General features: G+C 72.1%; 19 protein-coding genes. 12 read left to right on the top strand and 7 right to left on the bottom strand.

Annotated features, from left to right (window positions below):
* Nucleotides 1-247: 247 nt before the first annotated feature.
* Nucleotides 248-1,015, bottom strand: coding sequence for an inositol monophosphatase family protein (locus KU893_RS20995; RefSeq protein ID WP_218236426.1), 768 nt, complete (start codon nt 1,013-1,015; stop codon nt 248-250).
* 50 nt (nt 1,016-1,065) lie between these two features.
* Between KU893_RS20995 and KU893_RS20990 the strand changes: the two genes are divergently transcribed.
* From KU893_RS20990 to KU893_RS20980, 3 genes are read left to right on the top strand one after another with little or no spacing between them, the layout of a single operon-like run.
* Entirely contained in the window at nt 1,066-1,458 is a 393-nt protein-coding gene (locus tag KU893_RS20990) for a hypothetical protein (protein WP_218236424.1), read from the top strand.
* 45 nt (nt 1,459-1,503) lie between these two features.
* The gene (locus KU893_RS20985; protein WP_257441575.1) at nt 1,504-2,412 is read left to right on the top strand and encodes a glycosyltransferase family 2 protein; all 909 of its coding nucleotides are present in this window, start codon (nt 1,504-1,506) and stop codon (nt 2,410-2,412) included.
* Nucleotides 2,409-3,314, top strand: coding sequence for a glycosyltransferase family 2 protein (locus KU893_RS20980; RefSeq protein WP_218236422.1), 906 nt, complete (start codon nt 2,409-2,411; stop codon nt 3,312-3,314). Before KU893_RS20985 ends, KU893_RS20980 begins: the two co-directional genes overlap by 4 nt.
* Here the strand turns inward: KU893_RS20980 and KU893_RS20975 are convergent.
* Entirely contained in the window at nt 3,223-4,353 is a 1,131-nt protein-coding gene (locus KU893_RS20975) for a phosphatase PAP2 family protein (RefSeq protein ID WP_218236420.1), read from the bottom strand. The two genes, KU893_RS20980 and KU893_RS20975, sit on opposite strands and share 92 nt — an antisense overlap.
* Before the next feature lie 97 nt (nt 4,354-4,450).
* Between KU893_RS20975 and glf the strand changes: the two genes are divergently transcribed.
* The 4 genes from glf to KU893_RS20955 are packed head-to-tail and all read left to right on the top strand — an operon-like array spanning nt 4,451 to nt 9,327.
* Nucleotides 4,451-5,653, top strand: coding sequence for a UDP-galactopyranose mutase (glf, locus tag KU893_RS20970; protein WP_218236417.1), 1,203 nt, complete (start codon nt 4,451-4,453; stop codon nt 5,651-5,653).
* Nucleotides 5,650-7,674 (top strand): glycosyltransferase, encoded by a 2,025-nt coding sequence (locus KU893_RS20965; protein ID WP_218236415.1) that lies wholly within the window; start codon nt 5,650-5,652, stop codon nt 7,672-7,674. Before glf ends, KU893_RS20965 begins: the two co-directional genes overlap by 4 nt.
* Nucleotides 7,671-8,558 (top strand): ABC transporter permease, encoded by an 888-nt coding sequence (locus KU893_RS20960; protein WP_218236412.1) that lies wholly within the window; start codon nt 7,671-7,673, stop codon nt 8,556-8,558. The genes KU893_RS20965 and KU893_RS20960 overlap by 4 nt, the downstream gene beginning before the upstream one ends.
* A 1-nt stretch (nt 8,559) precedes the next feature.
* Nucleotides 8,560-9,327 carry an ABC transporter ATP-binding protein gene (locus KU893_RS20955; protein ID WP_218236411.1) on the top strand — a complete coding sequence of 256 codons (768 nt, stop codon included), beginning with the start codon at nt 8,560-8,562 and terminating at the stop codon, nt 9,325-9,327.
* Nucleotides 9,328-9,339: 12 nt separating this feature from the next.
* On the opposite strand, the gene KU893_RS20950 is transcribed toward KU893_RS20955, so the two are convergent.
* Complete coding sequence (locus KU893_RS20950; protein ID WP_218236408.1) at nt 9,340-9,942, bottom strand: DUF2238 domain-containing protein; 603 nt, start codon at nt 9,940-9,942, stop codon at nt 9,340-9,342.
* Nucleotides 9,943-10,156: 214 nt separating this feature from the next.
* On the opposite strand from KU893_RS20950, the gene KU893_RS20945 reads away from it, so the two are divergent.
* Nucleotides 10,157-12,256 (top strand): N-acetylmuramoyl-L-alanine amidase, encoded by a 2,100-nt coding sequence (locus KU893_RS20945; protein WP_218236406.1) that lies wholly within the window; start codon nt 10,157-10,159, stop codon nt 12,254-12,256.
* A 27-nt stretch (nt 12,257-12,283) separates the two neighbouring features.
* Here the strand turns inward: KU893_RS20945 and KU893_RS20940 are convergent, their stop codons facing one another.
* Nucleotides 12,284-13,021, bottom strand: coding sequence for a TIGR03089 family protein (locus KU893_RS20940; protein ID WP_257441573.1), 738 nt, complete (start codon nt 13,019-13,021; stop codon nt 12,284-12,286).
* A 50-nt stretch (nt 13,022-13,071) separates the two neighbouring features.
* Here KU893_RS20940 and KU893_RS20935 point away from each other — a divergent pair, with 50 nt between their 5' ends.
* Nucleotides 13,072-14,151 carry a mannose-1-phosphate guanylyltransferase gene (locus tag KU893_RS20935; protein WP_218236404.1) on the top strand — a complete coding sequence of 360 codons (1,080 nt, stop codon included), beginning with the start codon at nt 13,072-13,074 and terminating at the stop codon, nt 14,149-14,151.
* Nucleotides 14,152-14,561: 410 nt separating this feature from the next.
* Here the strand turns inward: KU893_RS20935 and KU893_RS20930 are convergent, their stop codons facing one another.
* From KU893_RS20930 to cofD, 3 genes are all read right to left on the bottom strand, one after another.
* Nucleotides 14,562-15,323, bottom strand: coding sequence for a DUF3105 domain-containing protein (locus KU893_RS20930; RefSeq protein WP_257441572.1), 762 nt, complete (start codon nt 15,321-15,323; stop codon nt 14,562-14,564).
* Between the two features lie 70 nt (nt 15,324-15,393).
* Complete coding sequence (locus KU893_RS20925; protein WP_218236402.1) at nt 15,394-16,350, bottom strand: coenzyme F420-0:L-glutamate ligase; 957 nt, start codon at nt 16,348-16,350, stop codon at nt 15,394-15,396.
* Complete coding sequence (gene cofD / locus KU893_RS20920; protein WP_257441571.1) at nt 16,350-17,408, bottom strand: 2-phospho-L-lactate transferase; 1,059 nt, start codon at nt 17,406-17,408, stop codon at nt 16,350-16,352. Before cofD ends, KU893_RS20925 begins: the two co-directional genes overlap by 1 nt.
* Nucleotides 17,409-17,554: 146 nt before the next feature.
* Between cofD and KU893_RS20915 the strand changes: the two genes are divergently transcribed.
* The 3 genes from KU893_RS20915 (at nt 17,555) to KU893_RS20905 (ending at nt 22,289) form a co-directional block, all read left to right on the top strand.
* The gene (locus KU893_RS20915) at nt 17,555-17,809 is read left to right on the top strand and encodes a WhiB family transcriptional regulator (RefSeq protein ID WP_308167236.1); all 255 of its coding nucleotides are present in this window, start codon (nt 17,555-17,557) and stop codon (nt 17,807-17,809) included.
* 201 nt (nt 17,810-18,010) lie between these two features.
* On the top strand, nt 18,011-20,878 hold the full coding sequence (locus KU893_RS20910) for a glycosyltransferase family 2 protein (protein ID WP_218236400.1): 2,868 nt from the start codon (nt 18,011-18,013) through the stop codon (nt 20,876-20,878).
* Nucleotides 20,871-22,289 (top strand): DUF5719 family protein, encoded by a 1,419-nt coding sequence (locus tag KU893_RS20905; protein ID WP_218236397.1) that lies wholly within the window; start codon nt 20,871-20,873, stop codon nt 22,287-22,289. Before KU893_RS20910 ends, KU893_RS20905 begins: the two co-directional genes overlap by 8 nt.
* Nucleotides 22,290-22,304 lie beyond the last annotated feature (15 nt).

Genomic DNA, 22,304 nt, shown 5'->3' with positions numbered 1-22,304 from the left:
GGCTCGCTGGCGCTCGCACCTCAACCACCGGCGGGGGCTCGCTGGCGCTCGCACCTCAACCACCGGCGGGGGCTCGCTGGCGCTCGCACCTCAACCACCGGCGGCGGCTCGCTGGCGCTCGCACCTCAACCACCGGCGGCGGCCTGCTGACCACGGGCGACCTCGCACCTCAACCACCGGCGGAGGCTCGCTGGCGCTCGCACCTCACCCGTCGCCGGGCGTGCACGCGAGCTGTTCGACCTCCGGGTCAGAGCGGCAGCGCGGCCACCACGGCGTCGTACGTCGCCCGGTCGGGGGCGGCGACGAGCCCGCCGGACAGCAGCTGCGGCTGCAGCGGCGAGCCGTCGTGCTGGCCGATGACGCCGCCGGCCTCGGTGAGGATGAGCGCGCCGGGCAGATGGTCCCACGGCATGCTGCGGCTGTAGAGGAGGGCGCGGGCGTCACCGGCGATCAGGTGCGGGTAGTCGACCCCGCAGCAGGCCCAGGTGAGCTCGAGCGTGCCCAGGTCGCCGAGCTCCCGGCCGACCCAGGAGCGCCGGGCGGTCCGGAACGGTACGTCGCCCTGCGCGGCCGTCACGCTCAGCCGCTCGCCGTTGCGCCAGGCGCCACCGCCGAGCTCGGCGACGTACGATGCCTCGAGCTGCGGCTGCCAGATCCAGCCGCGGGTCACCTCGCCGTGCTGGACCTCCGCGACCATGACGGCGTGGTCGGGGGAGCCGTTGACGAAGTTCTTGGTGCCGTCGACCGGGTCCACGGTGAAGGCGTGCTCCGCGGTCGCGAACCGGTCGAGCAGTGAGGGATCGGCCGCCATCGCCTCCTCCCCGAGCACGAGCGCGTCCGGGTACGCCGCCTGCAGCGCTGCCGTGATCAGCGCCTCGGACTCGTGGTCGGCGATCGTGACGAGGTCGCCGGGGTTCTTCTCGGAGACGTGCTCGTCGGCGAGGGCCTGGAACCGGGGGTTGATCACCTCCGCGGCGACGTCCTGGAGGAGGGTCAGCACGGCGGCAGTGTCCACGCGCTCACGGTAACGGGACAGCGGACGGCCTCGTGAGGTTGGGTAGGCTCATGCGCTTCACCGAGCACGAGCTGACCGCAGCACTCACCGGGGCGGCCAAGGTCGTGCTGGCCGCGGACCGCCGCTCCCGCAAGCGCGGTGTCGACGTCGACACGCTTTGGGAGCAGATGGACCGCTACCAGCGGTTCAAGGTCCTCGACGCCCTCGGCGACCAGGTGCTGCCGGTCCTCGTCGCCCTGCCCGACGTCGACGTCGCCCCCGGCACCCGGCCGACGTACGACGACCGCCAGGTCGCGGAGGTGGTCGAAGGTCTCCTGCAGGGCGGTCGTGGCCGGGTGCGTCGCGCGGTCGAGGTGAAGGCCCGCACTGCGCTGGTCCAGGCCGCTCTCGCGGCCATCCCGCCGCGCCTGGACCCCGACGCGCTGCTGACCGACGAGTCCTGAGCGACGAATCCTGACCGGGGCGACCTGGACAGTAGGGTCTGCTCCGTGCGTGTGCAGGCCGTCGTGGTGACCTTCAACAGGTTGGCGATGCTGCAGCGACTCGTCCCGCGGCTGCAGGAGATCGCCGGCCTGGAGCGGATCCTCGTCGTCGACAACGCCTCGACCGACGGCACGGGGGAGTGGCTGGCCGGGCTCGACGACCCCCGGGTCGACCACGAGACGCTGACGACCAACACCGGGGGAGCGGGCGGCTTCCACCACGGTCTCGCCCGGGCGGTGCGCGAGGGTGCCGACCTGGTGTGGCTGATGGACGACGACGGTCTGCCGGCCCCCGACTGCCTCGATCTCCTCCTGGAGCGCCAGGAGCGCGACGGCCTGGAGTTCTGCGGGCCGGCGGTGCTGGCCGAGCAGGACCCGTCGCGGCTCTGCTTCCCGATCCGGCTGCCCGGCGGGACCCGGGTCGTGCACGAGATGGCCGCGGTCGAGGCGGCCGCGCAGGACGGCCTGATCGACGACGTCGTGATCCCGTTCAACGGCGTGCTCGTCACCCGTGGGCTGGTCGAGCGGATCGGGCTGCCCCGCGAGGAGTTCTTCATCTGGGGTGACGACGTGGAGTACCTGTGGCGCGCCCAGCGGGCCGGCGCCCGGATCGCGACGGTCGTCGACGCCCAGTTCCTCCACCCGGCCACCGACGACCTCGGCACGCCGATGATGTTCGGGCGCACCACCTACAACCACACCCCGAGCGACCTCAAGCACTACTGCATGGCTCGCAACAACACGCTCAACCTGCGCACCTACCGCGGCTGGGTGCACGTGCTGCTGTTCTGGCTGAAGACCGTGTGGTTCTACCTGTTCACCCGGCCGGAGCCGGCCCGGATCCCGCTGAGCGCCCGCGCCGCGGCCGCCGGCCTGCGCGGCGACTTCACCGGTCACCGGAGGTACCTGCGATGAGCGCCCCGAGGGCCGCCGAGAAGGTGGCCGTCGTCGTCGTCACCTACAACCGCGCAGACCTGCTCGAGCAGATGCTCGCCGGTCTCGGTGCGCTGGACCGCGCTCCCGACGCGGTGTTCGTCGTCAACAACGCCAGCGCCGACCACACCCGCGACGTGCTCGCGGCCAGCACGCTGCCGGGCCTGGTGCCGATCCACACGACCGACAACCTCGGCGGAGCGGGCGGCTTCCGGCTGGGCCTGCAGACCGCCTACGACCAGGGCTACGACGTCATGTGGCTGATGGACGACGACGTCGTCCCGGCCCCCGACTGCCTGACCCGTCTCCTCGAGGCCGACGGCTCGTGCCTGGTCGCGGTCCGCGAGGACCGCGCGGGCGCGCTGGTCGAGAAGGCGGCGCTGCGCTTCGACCTGCGCAACCCGCTGGCGATCCGCCCGAAGACGGCCAGCATCGACTCGACGTACCCGACCCGGGCGGCGATGCCGGCCACCGTCGAGGTCGAGAACGTCGCGTTCGAGGGCTTCCTCGTCCGCCGCGAGGTGATCGACCGGATCGGGCTGCCCGACGCGTCGTACTTCATCTTCTACGACGACGTCGACTTCGCCATCCGCGCCCGGCGGGCCGGCTTCCCGATCCGCGCCGTCCGCGACGCCGTACTGGTGCGCCAGCTCGACTTCGACCAGCAGCACGACCTCGCGGGCTGGAAGGGGTACTACATGTACCGCAACCTGTTCGTCGTGCACTTCCGGTACGGCGAGAACCCGCTCGTGCGGCTCAAGCCGGCACTGATCGCGCTGGTCGTGGTCCTGCTCAGTCCGCTGCGGGGTGGTCGGGCCGAGGCACGGAACGTGACGCGAGCGCTTCGGGATGGCTGGCGGATGCGGGCTCGTCCGGCGCGCTGACCTCCGTCACCAGGCGGGCGCGCAGGCCGACCCGGTTGCCGGTCGCGATGCCGGCGATCCACACGGCGAAGGCGCCGAGCGCCGCCCCGGCGATCACGTCGACGAAGAAGTGCCAGCCCAGGTAGACGGTGGCGAGGACGGTCAGGCCGAAGAAGGTCCACGCGCTGATCCGCACCCAGCGGGCCAGCCTGACCGCCTCCACGATGAGGCAGATCGTCATCATGATGCCGACGTGCAGCGACGCGAACGCGGCGATCGTCTGGAGGCCGGACTCGCCGTGGGTGGCGAGGGTGTTGACCCGGTCGTCCCACATCGAGTCCGCGAGCCTGCTGACGTAGGTCTCGGGCAGGGCCGCGAAGGTGCTGCTGTCGGAGTAGATCGGGCCCACGGTGGGGACCAGCACGTAGAGCAGGGCGCCGAGGGCCCAGTCGACCGCGACCGCCGTGACGAACCACTCACCGGCGCGGGTCTGCCGGGTCCACACGAGCGCGATCGCGATGGAGACCGGCACCAGCGCGATCCACACGATGTAGACGGCCGAGAAGAAGTGGGCCGCGAGGCCGGTGCCGAACCACGCGTGCAGCACGGCCGCCGGGTCGTGCCCGGCGAACAGGAACCTGTCGAGGTCGGCCAGTGGGTCGTCGTAGAGGTTCTCGTGGACGAACGGAGCCATGCTCTTCACGTTGCGGAAGGCGGCGTAGCACAGGTACCAGGCGATCACGCCGTTGAGCGCGAACTTCCAGTGCGACAGCGGCCAGCGCTCGCGCAGCACCGTGCGGAACGTGGTGCGGAGCCGGCGCAGCCAGCCCGCCCGGGGCCGGCCGGCGCCCAGGAAGGTGCGCGGCACGACGTCGAGCGCGATCGCTCCGAGCACGATGGCGGGGAACCGGATGTAGCCCGGGATCAGGCTGTCGGGGTCCTTGATGGGGATGTCCTCGACCGCCGAGAACACCACGGTGAGCACGGCGAGCCCGAGGCCTGCGAGCCAGGCCAGTGCGAAGGAGGGAGCCCCGCGTCCGGTCGAGTGGTGGGTATACACCAGAACAGGATATTCGTCACCTGCCCCCGGGGGCGAACAGGGCACGACCGCGCGTCCGAATGGGGAACGGGGCGGCGGGTCCGTAAACTCACCGATCGTGTCTCTCACCTCGTCGAACCCCGACCTCCCCGATGTGGTCGTCGTCGGCTCCGGATTCTTCGGTCTGACCATCGCAGAGCGCTGCGCCGCCGACCTGGGCCTCAAGGTCCTCGTCCTCGAGCGCCGCTACCACCTCGGCGGCAACGCCTACAGCGAGTTCGAGCCCGAGACGGGCATCGAGGTGCACAAGTACGGCACCCACCTGTTCCACACCAGCAACGAGCGGGTCTGGGAGTACGTCAACCGGTTCACGGACTTCACCAGCTACCAGCACCGGGTGTTCGGCAAGTACCAGGGGCAGGTCTACTCGCTGCCGATGAACCTGGCGCTGATCAACAGCTTCTTCGGCAAGAGCCACACGCCCGACGAGGCCCGCGCCCTGATCGCCGAGCAGGCCAGCGAGATCGACACCAAGGACGCGAAGAACCTCGAGGAGAAGGCGATCAGCCTGATCGGGCGCCCGCTCTACGAGGCGTTCATCAAGGGCTACACCGCCAAGCAGTGGCAGACCGACCCCACCGAGCTGAGCGCGGACATCATCACCCGCCTCCCGGTGCGCTACAACTTCGACAACCGCTACTTCAACGACACCTACGAGGGCCTTCCGGTCGACGGCTACACCGCCTGGCTCGAGCGGATGGCCGACCACCCCAACATCGAGGTCCGGGTCGACACCGACTTCTTCGACGTCGCCGACGACTACAAGGGCAAGGTCCCGATCGTCTACACCGGCCCGGTCGACGAGTACTTCGGCAACTGCGAGGGCCGCCTGTCCTGGCGCACGGTGGACCTGAAGCAGGAGATCCTCGACGTCGACGACTACCAGGGCACCGGTGTGGTCAACGCCAACGACGCCGACGTCCCGTTCACGCGTGAGCTGGAGTTCAAGCACCTCCACCCGGAGCGGGCCGCCTCCTACAAGCCGGGGCGCACGGTCGTCGTCCGCGAGTTCAGCCGGTTCGCGGAGGAGGGCGACGAGCCCTACTACCCGATCAACACGGCCGAGGACCGCGCCAAGCTGCTCAAGTACCGCGACCTCGCGGCCAAGGAGCCGATGGTGCTCTTCGGTGGCCGTCTCGGCACCTACAAGTACCTCGACATGCACATGGCGATCGCGGCTGCCCTGTCCATGTACGACAACAAGCTCCGGCCACACTTCGCCGAGGGCGCCGAGCTGAAGAGCGGCGGGGTGGACGCATGAGCACGGCCGACACGGGCACGGCGATCGTGCAGCGTCTGCTGCAGCGCCAGATCCTGCCGCTGGACACCGACCCCGACGTCCTGCCGCTCTACCTCGACTGCGAGGAGCCCAACCTCGACGAGGACAAGTACGTCGTCGGCGGCTCGCGCGCGGCCAAGGAGCTCAACAACGCCTCGATCCGGCAGAAGACCTCGACCGGCCGCGCCGTCCGGCCCGACCAGGTCCTCTCCCGCACCGCCGTCCTGGTGCCGTCCGGCGAGAAGATCTCCTTCGGCACCTACTTCAACGCCTTCCCGGCCAGCTACTGGCGCCGGTGGAGCGTCGTCGACGCCGTCACCCTCACCGTGACGGTCCGCGGCTCCGGCGCCACCGTCATCGTCAACAAGTCGATGGCCAACGGCCGCCAGCAGAAGGTCGACAGCGGGGTCACCGAGGCCGAGGGGCCGACCACGCTGAGCTTCGAGCTGCCGCTCGGACCGTTCATCGACGGCGGCTGGTACTGGTACGACGTCGTGGCCGGCCACGGCGACGTCACCGTCGAGTCGGCGGAGTGGACCGCCGACGTCCCGGCCGACCAGCTGCGTCACCAGGGCCACGGCACCGTCGACCTGGCGATCACCACCATGAACCGGCCCGACTTCTGCGCCAAGCTGCTCGCCCAGCTGGGCACGCCGGAGCTGCTGCCCTACCTCGACACGGTCTTCGTGATGGAGCAGGGCACCCAGCTGGTCCGCGACAGCGCGTATTTCCCGGGCGCCGAGGAAGGCCTCGGGGGCCGGTTGAAGGTGATCCAGCAGGGCAACCTCGGCGGCTCGGGCGGCTACGCCCGGGGCCAGCTCGAGTCGGTCCGCAAGGGGACCGCGACCTACGCGATGATGATGGACGACGACGTCGTCTGCGAGCCCGAGGGCATCATCCGCGCCGTCACCTTCGGCGACCTGGCCAAGCGCCCGACCATCGTCGGTGGCCACATGTTCAGCCTCTACGCCAAGAGCCGGCTGCACAGCTTCGGCGAGATCGTCCAGCCCTACCGGTTCTGGTGGATGTCCCCGAAGGACGGCTTCCAGGACTGGGACTTCGGCGCTCGCAACCTGCGCTCCGCGCGGTGGCTGCACAAGCGCCAGGACGTCGACTTCAACGGCTGGTTCATGTGCATGATCCCGCGCCAGGTGCTCGAGGACATCGGCCTGTCGCTGCCGCTGTTCATCAAGTGGGACGACTCCGAGTACGGCCTGCGCGCCAAGGCGGCCGGCGTACCCACCGTCACCTTCCCGGGGGCCGCGGTCTGGCACGTCCCGTGGACCGACAAGAACGACGCCCTCGACTGGCAGGCCTACTTCCACCAGCGCAACCGGTTCGTCGCGGCCCTGCTGCACTCCGGCTACCCGCGCGGTGGGCGACTGCTCCAGGAGAGCTTCGCGTTCGACCTCGCCCACCTGGTCTCCATGCAGTACTCCACCGTGGAGCTGCGGATCCAGGCGCTCGAGGACGTCCTCGCCGGCCCGCACGGCCTGCACGGGATGCTCGGCACCCGCCTCGGTGAGGTCAACGCGTTCCGCAAGCAGTTCACCGACGCCCAGCTCCACGCCGACCCCGACGACTTCCCGCCGGTGCGCCGCGAGAAGCCGCCCCGCAAGGGCAAGGACCTCAGCGACGTCCCCGGCCGCCTGTCCAAGGCGATCACCGCGGGCCTGGCGCCGGTCCGCCAGCTGAAGAAGCCGCGCGACCTGTCCCGGGAGTTCCCCGAGGTGGAGATCCGGGCGATGGATGCCAAGTGGTACCGGATCGCGGGCTTCGACTCCGCGATCGTGTCGATGAACGACGGCACCTCGGCGGCGCTCTACCGGCGCGACCGCGAGCGCTACAAGGCGCTGGTGCGTCGTACCGTCCAGCTGCACAACCGGTTCCGCCGCGACTGGGACGAGATCGCCGCGCAGTACCGGGCGGCCCTCGGTGACATCACCTCGCCCGAGACCTGGGAGAAGACCTTCGCCCCGTGGACGGAGGGGGAGGGTCGATGACCGCGACCACACCCGACGAGGCCGGCCTGCCGCCGCTGCAGCCGCCCTCCTCGGACAACGGCCTGATCGGCGTCCTGCGCCGGCGCTACCTGCTCAAGCTGCTGGTGCGCCGGGAGATCAGCGCCCGCTACCAGGGCTCGTTCCTGGGTCTGATCTGGTCCTACATCAACCCGCTGACCCAGTTCTGCATCTACTACTTCGTGGTCGGCTTCATCTTCAACCTGCACGCCGACATCCCGAACTTCGCGATCCACCTGTTCGCCGGCCTGACGGTGGTGCACTTCTTCACCGAGACCTTCGGTGCCGGGACCCGGTCGATCGTGCGCAACCGGGCGCTGGTCGTGAAGATGGCCATGCCGCGAGAGATGTTCCCCGTCGCCACGATGCTCGTGTCGCTCTACCACGTCATCCCGCAGGTCGTGATCCTCATGGTCGCCTCGCTGCTCTCCGGGTGGACGCCCGAGCCCGTCGACCTGGTCGCGTTCCTGCTCGGCCTGCTCATCTGCGGGCTCCTCGGCCTGGCGGGAGCCCTGTTCTTCAGCGCCGCCAACGTCTTCTTCAGCGACTTCGGCAACATCGTGGGCGTCTTCAACAACTTCGTGCGCTGGGGCGTCCCGATGATGTACTCCTACGCGATGGTCGACCAGCGGTTCGGCGACTTCGCGAAGTACTACCTCTACAACCCGCTGGCCGACGCCGTGCTGCTCTTCCAGCGGGCCTTCTGGGTGGGCACGGTCGACGACCCGGACCATCAGGCCGTCGCGGCTATGCCCGAGCACCTGCTGCTCAACGGCGCGCTGATCGTGGTCATCGCGGCCCTGGTCCTGGGGGTCGCCCAGTTCGTCTTCAGCAGGCTCGAGAACAAGATTCCGGAGCGTCTCTGACATGGCCGCCTCGATCGTGGTGGAGAACGCCACCAAGTACTTCACCCTGCGCTACCACCGCACGTTCAAGGAGGTGGCGGTCGCCAAGGTCAAGGGGCGCCAGACCGCCGAGACCTTCCGGGCCGTCGACGACGTCTCGTTCACCGTCGAGCGTGGCGAGTCGGTCGGCCTGATGGGCCTCAACGGCTCCGGCAAGAGCACGCTGCTCAAGATGATCAACGGCGTGATGCGGCCCGACGAGGGTTCGATCCTCACCCGGGGACGGATCGCGGGCCTGATCGCCACGGGTGCCGGCTTCCACAACCAGCTCACGGGTCGCGAGAACCTGTTCCTCAATGCTGCGATCCTCGGCATGACCGAGCCGGAGATCCGCCGCAAGTTCGACGACATCGTCGAGTTCGCCGACCTCGGCTCCACCCTGGACGGCCCGGTCGGCCACTACTCGTCGGGGCAGAAGGCCCGCCTCGGCTTCGCCATCGCGATCCACGTGGACTCCGACATCTTCCTGGCCGACGAGGTCCTCGCCGTCGGCGACAAGCCGTTCCGGGTCAAGTGCATGAGGAAGATGCGCGAGATCCGCAACAGCGGCGATCGCACGCTGTTCTACGTCAGCCACTCGCCGGAGTCGGTCGTCAAGATGTGCGATCGCGTCCTGGTCCTGGAGAAGGGGCGCCTCGGCTTCGACGGCGACCCGGTCGAGGCCGTCCACTACCTGCGCTACGACGAGGAAGACGACATCGACGACGAGTCGCTCGCCAACGACATCTGAGCGTGCCGCGGCTCAGGCCGTGGGCGAGGGCCGTCGCCGGGCGGTGAGCGCGAGCACGACGGCGGCGCTGAGCGCGCCGAGGGTGCCGAGGACCTCGTCACCGAGCGTGTCCTCGTACGCCGTGCCGAGCTCGGTGCCGTTGCGGATGAAGGTCAGCCATTCGCCGACCTCCCAGCCGATGGCGAGCACCGCGCCCAGGCCGGTGACGGCGACGACCAGCACCCAGGTGGGGGACAGTCGCCGCGCCAGCAGCAGCCCGAGCCCCCCGCACAGCAGCGCCCAGTTGGCGAAGTGGTTGAGGTCGTCCCACCACGCCACGGCGTCGTAGAGGTCGAGGCTGTTCCCGGTCACGTCGATCAGGAACGGCACCATCACGAGCGCGAAGGCGCCCCACGGCACCGGCCCCGCAGGGGCGGTGTGCCGCGTGCGCAGCCACCACAGCGCCGGCACGAGCAGCATCAGCAGGGGGTAGGCGACCAGGCGCGCCCCGAACGCCTTGCCGTCGAACCGGTCGATCCCGGGCACGAACGCGGCGACCGCGAGCTGGGCGACGGTCGCGGCAAGGACGAGGCCGGGGACCCACCAGGGGCAACGGCGCGCGGCAGGGGCGGGCATGCGCGCAGCCTCGCACAACGCCGCGCCGGAGGGGCCCGGAACGGGCTCAGGTAGCCCACCTGCGGGCCGATGCACAAATTTGCATGCGCTCGGCGTGTCGAGTGGAAATTACACGATTGTAGTTACTCACGATCTCTTCCCAGGCGCATGTGACGCATGTGAAAGTTGCTACTCGTGTGACACCTTCCCCGCACACACGTCTGGAGCTAGAGCTATGTCGCCGTACCCCACGGAGATCCCCGAGCACACCCGGCGCAGCCGGTTCGTGACCCTGTGCCAGCAGTCGCTGGCGCTCGCCGTCGTCGTCGCCGTCCTCACCCCGGCCGCGCGTACGGTGACCATGGAGGTCCGCCCGGCCGAGCCGGGCGCCACGTCCGCGCCGAGCACCGTCAGCCTGCAGGCCGCGACCACGCCGCTGACGGTGCCGACAGCCACCGTCGACCCCACCGTCAGGTCGTACTCGCTGACGCCGTCGCCGGCTGCCGTCAGCGGCCGGGTCACGCTGCACGGCAGCGTCAAGGAGCTGGCCGACGGCGGCGACAAGGTCACCAGCGACGCGCTGCCCGTCGAGGGCTACGGCACCGTCGGGGTGACGTGGGCGCACGGCACCGACGTCCCCGAGGACGGGATCACCGTCAACGTCCGCACCCGCACGGGCGATGCGTGGAGCGGCTGGACGACGGCGGAGTACCACGACGAGCACGGCCCGGACCCCGACAGCGCCGAGGCCCAGCGCTCGCGCCCCGGTACCGAGGCCGTCCTGGTCGGCGACGTCGACCAGGTCCAGGTCAAGGTCGAGACGGCCGACGTCGCGCCGGCCGACATCCAGGTCGCCGTCATCGACCCCGGTACGCCGGCCGCCACGGCGAAGGAGGGCCCCGCGCTCTCGTCGGGCGCTGCTGCCGCCACCACCTCGGGCGAGACGAGCGCGCGGCCGGGCGCCGACGGCGCGATCGCGTTGCAGGCGGCCACGACCGGTGCACCGCAGCCTCAGATCTACTCGCGGGCGCAGTGGGGCGCACCGGAGGACGCGAGCTACAAGCCCAAGTACGGCACCATCAGCGCCGGCTTCGTGCACCACACCGTGAACGCCAACGACTACCGACCCGAGGACGTGCCGGCGATCCTGCGCGGCATCTGGAAGTACCACGTCAAGACCCGGGGCTGGAGCGACATCGGCTACAACTTCCTCGTCGACCGGTTCGGCCGGATCTGGGAGGGACGCGCCGGTGGCGTGGACAAGCCCGTCGTCGGTGCCCACACGCTCGGCTACAACGACTACTCCTTCGCGATGTCCGCGATCGGCAACTACGAGACCGCGCAGCCGACGCAGGAGATGCTCAACGCGTACGGCGCCCTGTTCGCCTGGAAGCTCTCCCTGTCCGGCGTCGACGCCGCGTCGATGAGCCAGCAGGTCGGCAAGAGCAGGTTCGCCGCGATCAACGGACACCGCGACGCCGGCAAGACGGCCTGCCCGGGCAAGTACCTGTACGCACAGATCCCGGCCATCCGGTCGCTCGCCGCCCAGATCCAGCAGGGCGCACTCCTGGGCCAGCTCAACGGCAACTACATCGGCTCGGCCAACCCGGACATCGTCGTGCGCAAGGCCTCGACGGGCCGCCTGGTCCTCCACGACCTCGACCGGGTCGGCGGGCGGTGGGCGATCGCGGCGACCGTCAAGACCAACGTCTCCGCGCCCTGGGCCAAGCAGGTCCTCCGCGTCGGCGACTGGGACGGCGACGGGCTCAACGACCTGATCGTGATCCGCAAGAGCGACAAGGCGCCCGTGCTGTTCCGCGGAGCCGGCGGTGGCATGTTCCAGCCTGCCCAGGTGCTGCCGGGGAGCTTCGGGGGGGTGAAGCTGCTCGCCGCTGTCGGGGACATGACCGGCGACAAGCTGCCGGACCTGATGGGCCAGCCGAAGGGAGGGCAGATGCAGGTCTACCCGGGCAACGGCGTCAACGGGTTCCAGGCAGCCGTGCCCGCCGCGGGGCAGGTCACGGGCAAGCGACTCGTCCCGGTGGGGCGCTGGAACAAGGACGGGGCGCCCGACGCGCTCGTCAGTGACGGTACGACGCTGTCGCTGTACACCAGCATCCTGCCGGGCGGGTGGGCCGCTGCGAAGGCCATGAAGTCGGGCGTTCCCGGCTACGACTGGGTGATCGGTCTCGGGCCGATGGCCAGCGGCGGCAAGGTCGTGGTGGTGCGCGACAAGGCCACCGGAGCGGTCTACGCGCTGGAGAAGGTCAAGGCCAAGAAGCTCGGCTCGCCGATCCTGCTCAAGAAGCGCAAGAAGTACGACCTCGCGGGCTAGCCCCGCGAACCGATCCGTCCTGGTCGTTCAGGCGGGGAAGCGGGCCGTGGCGTGCTCGGCGACGTAGGTCGCCTCGAGCCGCTCCGGTTCGGCCCGGACGACCAGGATGAGTGAACCGCCCGCGAGGAGCGGTTCGCAGAGGATCGCCGGCTCCGTGACGGGGTCGGCGACCGCGAGCAGGCGGCCGTCGCCGACCAGACCGGTGCCGGCCGCCTCGCTCCACAGCTGGGCCTGGCTCAGCTGCCGCCCGCCGGTCTCCACGGCGGGGTCGTCGGCCTGCGGCGGGTCCCAGGCCGAGAACGCGTCGGGCTGGGACCAGATGTCGACGCCGACGTCGACCACACCGGCCGGGACCGGCTCCGGGAACCGAACGCCCAGCGGCAGCAGCGCGCAGGCCAGCACGGCCAGCTCGCCGCTCCGGTCGGCCCAGTCGGCCAGGCTGTCGGGTCCGCACACGACGGCAGCGAGATCCGTGGTGGCGGTGTCCGTGCTCGTCGTGACGACCAGGCCGCAGTTCCAGGCGGCGCCGAGGAAGACGGTCCCGAGCCAATGCGGCGGCAGGTCGATCGCGACCCGGTCGCCACGTTCCAGGCCGAGCTCGTCGACGAGCAGCGAGCTCGCCTTCGCCACCCAGTTCGCCCACGTGGTCACGGACAGCTCGACCCGTTCGCCGCTCGCCTGGTCGTAGAAGGTCACCAGCGGCTGGCCCGGGTCGTTGCGCAGGCGGGCGGCCAGGACGGCGGGAAACGTGGTCAACGTCGTCACGGGCCGAGCCTAGGGTTCGGTGGTGTCGCGGTGGGTCATAGGGTGCGGCCATGGTCCTCGACGAGATCCCCGGCTTCTGGGCCGTGGTCCCCGCCGGCGGCGCCGGCACGCGGCTGTGGCCGCTGTCGCGCTCGCGTGCGCCGAAGTTCCTCCACGACCTCACCGGGTCCGGTCGGTCGCTGCTCGAGCAGACCCACGACCGGCTCGCCCCGCTGGCGGGGGAGCGGGTCCTCGTCGTCACGGGGGAGGCCCATCGGGCGGCAGTCCGCGACCAGCTCGCGATGCTGCCCGAGGACGCCGTCGTCGCCGAGCCCAGCGCTCGCGACTCGATGGCCGCCATCGGCCTCGCCGCCGCGCTCCTCGAGCGCCGGGGCGCCGAGGTGATGGGCTCCTTCGCCGCCGACCACGTGATCGCCGAGCCGGAGCGGTTCGCCGCCTCCGTCGCCGCCGCGGTCGCCGCAGCCCGCGACGGCTGGCTGGTCACCATCGGCATCGAGCCGACCTTCGCGTCGTCGGCGTTCGGCTACATCCGCGAGGGCGAGGAGCTCCCCGGTCACCCGGCTGCCCGCCGGGTCGTCGAGTTCGTGGAGAAGCCCTCGGTCGCGGTGGCCGAGGAGTACCTCGCGACCGGCCAGTACCGCTGGAACGCCGGCATGTTCGTCGTGCGGCCCTCGGTGCTGCTGGACCTCCTCGCCGAGCAGGACCCCGACTTCGCCGCCACCCTGCGCACCATCGCCGCCGAGCCCGACCGCCTCGGCGAGCTCTGGGAGAGCCTCCCGAAGATCGCGATCGACCACGCCGTCGCCGAGCCGGCTGCGGCCGCCGGCAAGGTCGCCACCATCCCGGGCGGCTTCGGCTGGGACGACGTCGGCGACTTCGACTCCCTCGCCACCCTCCTGGGCGGCGCGGACACCTGCAGCGTCCTCGGCGACCCGGCCCTCACCCAGCTGATCGACGCCAGCGGCATCGTCGTCCCCGGCTCCGGCCGCACGGTCGCCGTCATCGGCCTCGACGACATCGTCGTCGTCGACACCCCCGACGCGCTCCTCGTCACCACCCGGGCCCGCGCGCAGGAGGTCAAGAACGTCGTCGCCGCGCTCAAGCAGAAGGGCCGCACCGACCTGGTGTGACGCGCTCGCGCCATGGGCATCGCGGCCGGTCGTCGGCGGGAAGTGTGGGCGACGGAGCGGAGAGAGCGAGGGACGAGCGACCGGAGCGGAGGAGCCGAGTCTTCCCGCGAGCCGGCTGTCTTGCCGCCACGTGGGCGGTGTCCCTGGGCAACCCGACCGCGTGCGCGGCAGCGTGGCGGAGCGAAGCGACGACGCGCTCGCGCCGTCTACGCCATGGGGATCGCGGCCGGTCATCGGCGGGAAGTGTGGGCGACGGAGCGTAGAGAGCGAGGGACGAGCGACCGGAGCGGAGGAGCCGAGTCTTCCCGCGAGCCGGCTGTCTTGCCGCCACGTGGGCGGTGCCTCTGGCAACCCGACCGCGTGCGCGGCAGCGTGGCGGAGCGAAGCGACGACGCGCTCGCGCCGTCTACTCAGTACGCGTAGGGCTCCGGGGCGTCGGTGAACGGGTACTTGGCCATGAACTTCTCCAGCGCGGCGCCGCTCACCTCGGAGCAGTACTGCCACGAGCCGTACTGCTTCTGGGTGTCGCGGTCGACGCGCCAGTGCGTGAAGGCGATGTGCTGGCCCTTCGGGAAGGACTTGCCGACCTCCTTCTCGTCCGCCTTCGTCCACGGGGCGACCTTGAACTTCAGCCGCTGGTTGGTGTCGTTGGCGTCCATCACCTTGGCGATCGCGCGCATGGCCGAGACCTCGGCCGAGTCGTCGCCGGCGGTCGTGTCGTACCACAGGATCGTGTAGCCGTGCTCGAGGTTGTGGACGAGCTGCTCGAGCTCGGGGCGCGAGTCCTCGGTGTAGAACCGGTCGCCGATCGGAGCCGGGGCGACGCCTCCGACGTTCCAGTGCGCGCCGTACGCGACCGGTGACTCGGTGTAGGTGACCTGCTGGCCCTCGGGCACGTGCTCCTGGTTGCCCGTGGCCTCCTTCTCGGTGATGTCGCCGCAGACGCTGGCCTTGGCGCCGATCTCGGCGACGCTCTTGCCCTTCCACTTCTGGTCGTTGACCGTCTCGCGGACCTTCGGGTAGAGCGCGGCTCCGACGATGATCAGCGCGACCACGACGCAGACGCCGACGATGGCCATGCCCTGGCGCTGGTCGGCACGCTTCTGCTTGCGCCGGATGTCGTCGATGACCTGGCGGCGGTCCGACTTCTCGGACTTGCTGGACTTGACCACGTGCGGGCTACCTCGTCTTGGTCGTGTGGGGCGTGCGCGGGAGCACCCCCGTGCGGCGAACGCGGTGAGTCTACGGAGTCACCGGTCGAAACTGCAGGTCGGTGCCGAGATCGCCGGTGTCCGTGCTCTCCCAGCCGTGGGCGAAGGCGACGATGTCGGCTGCGGCGCGCCGCTCCCGCTGCGCGGTCACGGCGGCCGGGGCGCTCGCGCGGGCCGTGATCCCCGCGCGCGCGAGCGCGGCGACGAGCTCCTCGGCCGCCACGGGGCTGCCGAACGGCGCGCGCGCGGTCGGGTGGCCGGCGACGGCCTGGACGACGGCCTCCCGGGCGCCGTACCCGAAGAGGTCGGCGCCCTCGGCCCGGATCAGGGCGCGGGCGCCGGGACCGTCGTCGCCGGGAGCGAGCACCAGGTCGCCGCGCCCGCGCAGGACCGCGCACGGGCGGGCGCCGAGCTTGCCCTGCGCGAGCTCGACGGCGGAGGCGATCTCGTCGGCGACGGCGGGAGCGGTGACGGCGAGCTCGTTGCCGTGGGCGTCGACGCGCCCGGCGAAGGACTCGAGGACGGCCACGCCTGCGGCGCCGATCGCGATGTCGGTCTGACCCTCGCGCCAGGGGCGGCCGGCGGTGTCGGTGACGACGACGCCGACGTTGACGCCGCGTCGCTCGGCCACCGCGGCCCGCAGGCGACGCGCGGAGGCGTCGGGGTCGAGCGGCAGCAGGACCACGGATCCGGCGACGACGTTGGACGCGTCGACGCCGGCCGCGGCCATGGTGAGGCCGAGGCGGTTGCGGACGATCCGGGTCGGTCCGCGGAGCGCGACGATGCGCTCGGTCTCGGCGTCGATCCACGCGTCGCGGTCGCCGGACTCGACGCGGCCCTCGGCCTTGCTCACCACCTTGCTGGTGACGACGAGGACGTCGCCGTCGACGAGGTCGTCGGGGCCGAGGGCGGCGAGCAGTGCGGTGGCGAGGTCGTCGCCGGGCCGGATCTCCGGCACGCCGTCGGGGGCGGTCACGCTCAGCGTCATCAGCGCACCAGGTCGATCGCGGCCGCGGCCATCGCGGCGGTCGCGTCGTGGTCGGTCATCATCAGCGGTACGGCGGCCGCGCGGATGCCCGCCGCCTCGAGCCGGCCGACCTGGCCGGCGTCGCGCTCGTCGACCAGCCAGCCGTCGAGCACCCCGCCCGCCGAGCGGGCGCCGTAGTTGAGGCCGACGCCCGCGGCACTCACCTCGACGCCGATCGAGGTCAGCATCTGCTCGGCCATGCCGCGCACGTGGGTGTCGCCGACGATGGGGGACAGGCCGACCACCTTCGCCTCCGTCGCCCGTACGGCGTCTCGCAGGCCCGGGACGCCGAGGATGGTGCCGACGGACACGACCGGGTTCGACGGCGGCAGCACGACGAGGTCGGCTCCGGTGATGGCGTCGATCACGCCGGGCGCGGGGGTGGCCTGGTCGAGGCCGACGAACACGACCTGCTCGGCGGGGACCTCCGCCCGCAGCCGGACCCAGTACTCCTGGAAGTGGACGACCCGCTTCCCGCTGACGCTCTCCGGGGCGGCGACGGCGACGTGCGTCTCGACGCGGTCGTCGGTCATCGGCAGCAGGGTCAGGGTGTCGCCGTACCTCGGCGCGAGCCAGCGCTGGCACAGCGCTGCGGTGACCTGGGAGAGCGGGTACCCGGCGTCGAGCATCTGGGTGCGCACCAGGTGGGTGGCGATGTCGCGGTCGCCGAGCCCGAACCAGGTCGGCTCGACGCCGTACGCCGCCAGCTCCTCCTTGGCGCTCCACGTCTCCGCCCGCCGGCCCCAGCCGCGTTCGAGGTCGATGCCGTCGCCGAGGGTGTACATCACGGTGTCGAGGTCCGGGCAGACCTTGAGGCCGTGGATCCACCAGTCGTCGGCGTTGTTGGCGACCACCGTGACGTGGGCGTCCGGGGCCACACCCGGTAGGGTTCCGGCGGCGATGCCGTGGAGCAGGCCCTGCAGGAACCGGGCTCCGCCCATGCCGCCCGAGAGGACGGTCAGCTTCCGCAGCGGTCGGCCGATGGATCCACTGGCTGCCAGGTCAGGTGTCGAGTCCACGGGGGACAACTGTGCCGTGCCCGGAAAAGGCAGCGTGCACGGGGCTGCCTATAGCAGACTCAGCCTTGACTGTTTGGGTATGACACGTATGTAATTCAAGTGATGTCGTTCGGGGCATCGGGTCGAAGTCGTAAGGGGCGAACGTCGTGAGGGAACTGTTCCTGGTCGAGGCAGAAACCGATGAGCTGGGGTGGCAGGAGCGTGCGTTGTGCGCGCAGACCGACCCCGAGGCTTTCTTCCCGGAGAAGGGAGGATCGACGCGCGAGGCCAAGAAGGTCTGCCAGACCTGCGAGGTGCGCGTCGAGTGCCTCGAGGCGGCGTTGGGCAACGACGAGCGCTTCGGCATCTGGGGCGGCATGTCGGAGCGCGAGCGTCGCAAGCTGAAGAAGCGCGCCGTGTGAGCCCGTCTGAGACGTGCGAGGAACGAGCACGGCTCAGACACAAGGCGAAGGTTGAGCAAGCGCGCGACCGAGCCTGCGAGGTCGCGGTAGCGAGTCGAAACCCAGTCGGAGACGCGCGAGGTACCGCCCCGTTCCGACCAACGATGTGCCCCCTTCACATCAACGGTCGTAGGGTCTGACCTCGTGTCGCAACAACCCGAGGTGGCTGTCCTCCTGGTCAGCCACGACGGCAGCTCGTGGCTGCCGGCGGTCCTCGACGGCCTGATCGCGCAGACCACGCCCCCCGCGCGCGTCGTGGCCGTCGACACCGGCAGCAAGGACGGCAGCGCCGACCTGGTCCGGGCCGCGCTGGCCGACCGGCTGCCCCTCGAGCAGCGCTCGCTGGCCGGCGACACCGGGTTCCCCGACGCTGTCGCTGAGGGCCTCCTCGTCCTGGCCGAGACCGGCACCGAGGGGCCCGGCCCGGAGTGGGTGTGGCTGCTCCACGACGACGCGAATCCCGCGCCGGACGCCCTCGCCGCGCTGCTCGCGGCGGCCGCGGCGCGTCCCGACGCCGACATCCTCGGTCCCAAGCTGCGCGAGTGGCCCTCGCTGCGCCGGCTCCTCGAGCTCGGCGTCACGATCAGCGGCACCGGCCGGCGCGAGACCGGCCTCGAGCGTGGCGAGTACGACCAGGGTCAGCACGACCAGGTCCGCGAGGTGCTCGCGGTCAACTCCGCCGGCATGCTCGTGCGGCGCCAGGTCCTCGAGGACCTCGGCGGCTTCGACGCCGCGCTGCCCATCTTCGGCAACGACATCGACCTCGGCTGGCGTGCCGCCGCGGCCGGCCGCACCACCCTGGTCGTCCCCGACGCGGTCGTGTTCCACGCGGAGGCCGCCCACCGGGGGATCCGCCGCACGCCGCTCACCGGACGGCACATCCACTTCCAGGAGCGGCGCGCCGCCCTGTTCACGCTGCTCGCCAACGGCCGAGGTGCCACCCTGCCGCTGCAGCTGCTGCGGTTGACCCTCGGCTCGCTGCTGCGCGTCCTCGGGCTGCTCGGCGTCCGGGCGGTCGGGGAGGCGCTCGACGAGCTCGCTGCGCTGGTCTCCGTGCTGCGTCACCCCGGCCAGGTCCGGGCCGCCCGCCGCGCGCGGCGCGCGGCGGCATCGGGCGGCACCGACCGGGCGCGGGTACGACGCCTGCTCGCCCCGTGGTGGCTGCCCTACCGGCACGGCCTCGACCTCGCCTCCGACCTCGTCGCCGCCGCGACCAACCAGGCTGCTGACGTCGCCGAACGCCGCCGGATCGCGGCCGCCGAGCGCGACGCGGCCGCCGGACCGCCGCCGGCCCGCCACCGCGACGAGGACGAGGACTTCGCCGACACCGGCATCGTCGTCCGCTTCCTGACCAACCCGGTCGCCGTCGCGACCGCGGTCACCGTGCTGGCGCTGCTCATCGGCGTGCGCGACGTGGTCGGCGGCATCGCCGGCGGCGCGCTGTCGCCCGCGCCGGGCAACGTCGGCGAGTGGTGGGCGCTGCACCTCGAGGGTCGGCACCCCATCGGCTTCGGCAGCGACGTCCCGGCGCCGCCGTACGTCCTGCCGCTCGCGGTGCTCGGCCTGCCCTTCGGCCCGTCGCTGCTGATGTCCCTGCTGATGGCGTTCGCCGCGCCGCTCGGGCTGTGGGGCGCGTGGCGGTTCCTGCGTGTCGTCGCTCGCCTCGTCACGCCGTACGGCGCCCCGCGCTGGCTGCTCCTGTGGGGCTCGCTCACCTGGGCGCTGGTGCCGCTGGTCGCCGGCGCCTGGGGCGGCGGCCGCTGGGGGATCGTCGTCGCCGCGGCCGTGCTGCCCTGGCTGGCGCATGCCGCCCTCGGTTTCGCCGACCCCGACCCCGGCCACCGCTGGCGCGCCGGCTGGCGCACCGGTCTCGCGCTCGCGCTGCTGACCGCCGTCGCGCCACCGGCGTGGCTGGTGGTCACCCTCCTCGTCGCGGTCCTGCTCGGCCTCGCCGTGCGGCTGCTGCCCAGCGAGGTCGGGGACCGCTCGGTCTGGGGACCTCCCGTCGCCGCCCTCGTCGTCCCGCTCCTCGTGCTGCTGCCGTGGTGGCTGCCCGCCCTGTTCGAGGGCGGGCTCGCCGGCACCGTGCTCGACGTCGGCCGCTGGCCGACGGCCGCGACCTCCGGCTGGGACCTGCTGGCGGGTCGCCTCGGCGGGCTCGGCGCACCCGCCGCGGTCGGTCTGGTGCTGCCCGTGCTGGCGGTGCTGGCCCTGCTGCCGCGCGCGACGCGGATCCCGGTCGTGGTCTGCTGGCTGGTCGCCGCGGTCACGGCCGTGGTCGGCGTACCCCTGGCCGTCACGACCATCGACATCGCCGGCCCGGTCGGGCAGCAGCCCGGCCTCGGCGCCGTCCTGCTGGTGCTCCAGGGGGCCTGGATCACGGCGATCCTGCTGGGCGGCCTGTCGCTCCACCACCTCGGTGACCGGCCGAAGCCGGCGCAGGCCGCGCTCGCCCTGTCCGGTGTCGCCGGGCTGGTCGCCCCGCTCGTGGGGCTCGTGTGGTTCGCCGGCTGGGGCGCCGAGGAGCTCGACGACCCGGCGCCGTCCGACGTCCCGGTCTACATGGCCCAGCGTGCCGAGCGGGCCGAGCAGGACGGCGTGCTCGTGCTGCGCGGCAGCACGGACGCCGGACTGCGCTACGACGTCCACCGCGGGGACGGCCCGACCGTCGGGGAGGACGAGATCGCCGCGCTGACCCCCGAGGACGAGCAGGTCACCTCGACGATCCGGTCCCTGGTGACCTCGCCCGACCCGGACGCCGCGGCCCGGCTCGCCGACCTCGGCATCCTCTACATCGTCCAGGCCGCGCCCGCCGACGGTTCGGTGGCCGCCAGCCTCGACGCGACCGCCGGTCTGGTGCAGGCCAGCTCCGAGCGCGGCACCCGCGCCTGGCAGGTCAGCCCCGAGCCGGGCCCCCTCCCGTCCCACCACGCGTGGCTGCGCTGGCTCCTGCTGCTGGTCCAGGCCGTCGCGATCCCGGTGCTGGTCGTGCTCTGTCTCCCGCCGCTGCGAAGGAACCGCGATGAGTGAGTCCAAGCCCGCAGGCCGCCGCGCGGCGGTCGTCCGCCGTCGGCGGGTCGACGTCCTCGTCGCGCTGGCGATCGTGCTGCCCGCGGTCGTGGCGCTGGCGATCGGCGCGATCGGCGACGAGCAGTCCCCGGTCGCCGGTCCGCAGCCGCCGACCACCGCCGAGCTCACCTCCGCCACGGTGGTGTGCCCGGGCGGCACCCGTCCGGCCAGCACGGCCCGCGTCGGACGTGCGCCCGGTGTCGCCGGTGGCGAGCTGGCGGTCCTCGCCGCGGCGCAGGACGGGGCCGAGACCGTCGCCGGGGCCCCGGTGAGCGTCGAGGCCGGCAGCACGGCCGTGGTCCCGGGCAGCGCCGGTCCCGTCGTCCTCGACGGCCGCGGCGCCGCGGCGCCCGGCATCACCGCCGGTCGCGACGACCCGCTCGCCGTGCCTGAGTGCCGCACCCCGGCCTACGACGAGTGGCTGGTCGGCCTCGGCGCGACCGCCCGCTACGCCACCACCTTGGAGCTCGTGAACCCCGACGACGGCGAGGCGGTCGTCGACGTGGCGCTGTACGACGCCGACGGACCGGTCGAGGAGCCCGCACTGCGCGGCATCCAGGTGCCCGCCCACGGCGTCCAGCGCGTCGACCTCGCCGCCTCGGCGCCCCGACGCGAGATGACCGCCGCCCACGTGAACGTCACCCGCGGCCGGGTCACCGTGACCGCGCGCACCACCCGCGACCAGCTCGGCCGCGGCCGGGTGACCACCGACTTCCTGCCGACCCAGGCCGCTCCCGACACCGACAACCTCATCCTCGGTGTGCCCGCCGGTGCCCGGGCCGCGACGCTCTCCGTCGCCAACCCGGGTGACGACGAGGTCCGGGCACGGGTCCGGCTCGTCACCGCCGACGCGACCTTCACCCCGACCGGCGCCCCCGAGCTGTCGGTCCCGCCGCACGCCCTCCGGGAGGTCGACCTCGGTGCCCTGCTCGCCGGCGACGGCGGCGCCGGTGTGGTGGGCCTCGTCGTCGAGTCGGCCGAGCCGCTCGTCGCGTCGGTCCAGCTGGTCTCACGCGGCGACCTCGTCCTGCTCGCGCCCGCGATCGAGGTGCGCGAGCCCACCGCCACGGTCGTGCCGCCGGGGGAGAAGACCCTGCTGCTCGGGCACGCGATCCGTACCGGCGTCGTCCACGTGACGTCGTACGGCGCGGACGGGGCGGTGCTCCGCGAGGACCAGGTCGAGGTCGCCCCCGACCGGGCAGCCTCCCTCGCGCTGCCGCCGGAGGCGGTGCTCGTCTCGATCGAGCCGCGCAACACCCGCATCGCCGGCGTGGTCTCGCTGCCCGCGAGGGGTGCCGAACGCGGGCTCGCGACGCTGCGGATGCGGCCGGCCGAGACGCACGCCCGGATCCCGGCGGTCTCGCCGGAGTGATCGCGGCCCCGGCCG

The sequence above is a fragment of the Nocardioides daeguensis genome (assembly GCF_019192965.1).
Lineage (GTDB): Bacteria > Actinomycetota > Actinomycetes > Propionibacteriales > Nocardioidaceae > Nocardioides > Nocardioides daeguensis.
This window is presented reverse-complemented; position numbering and strand designations above follow the sequence as displayed.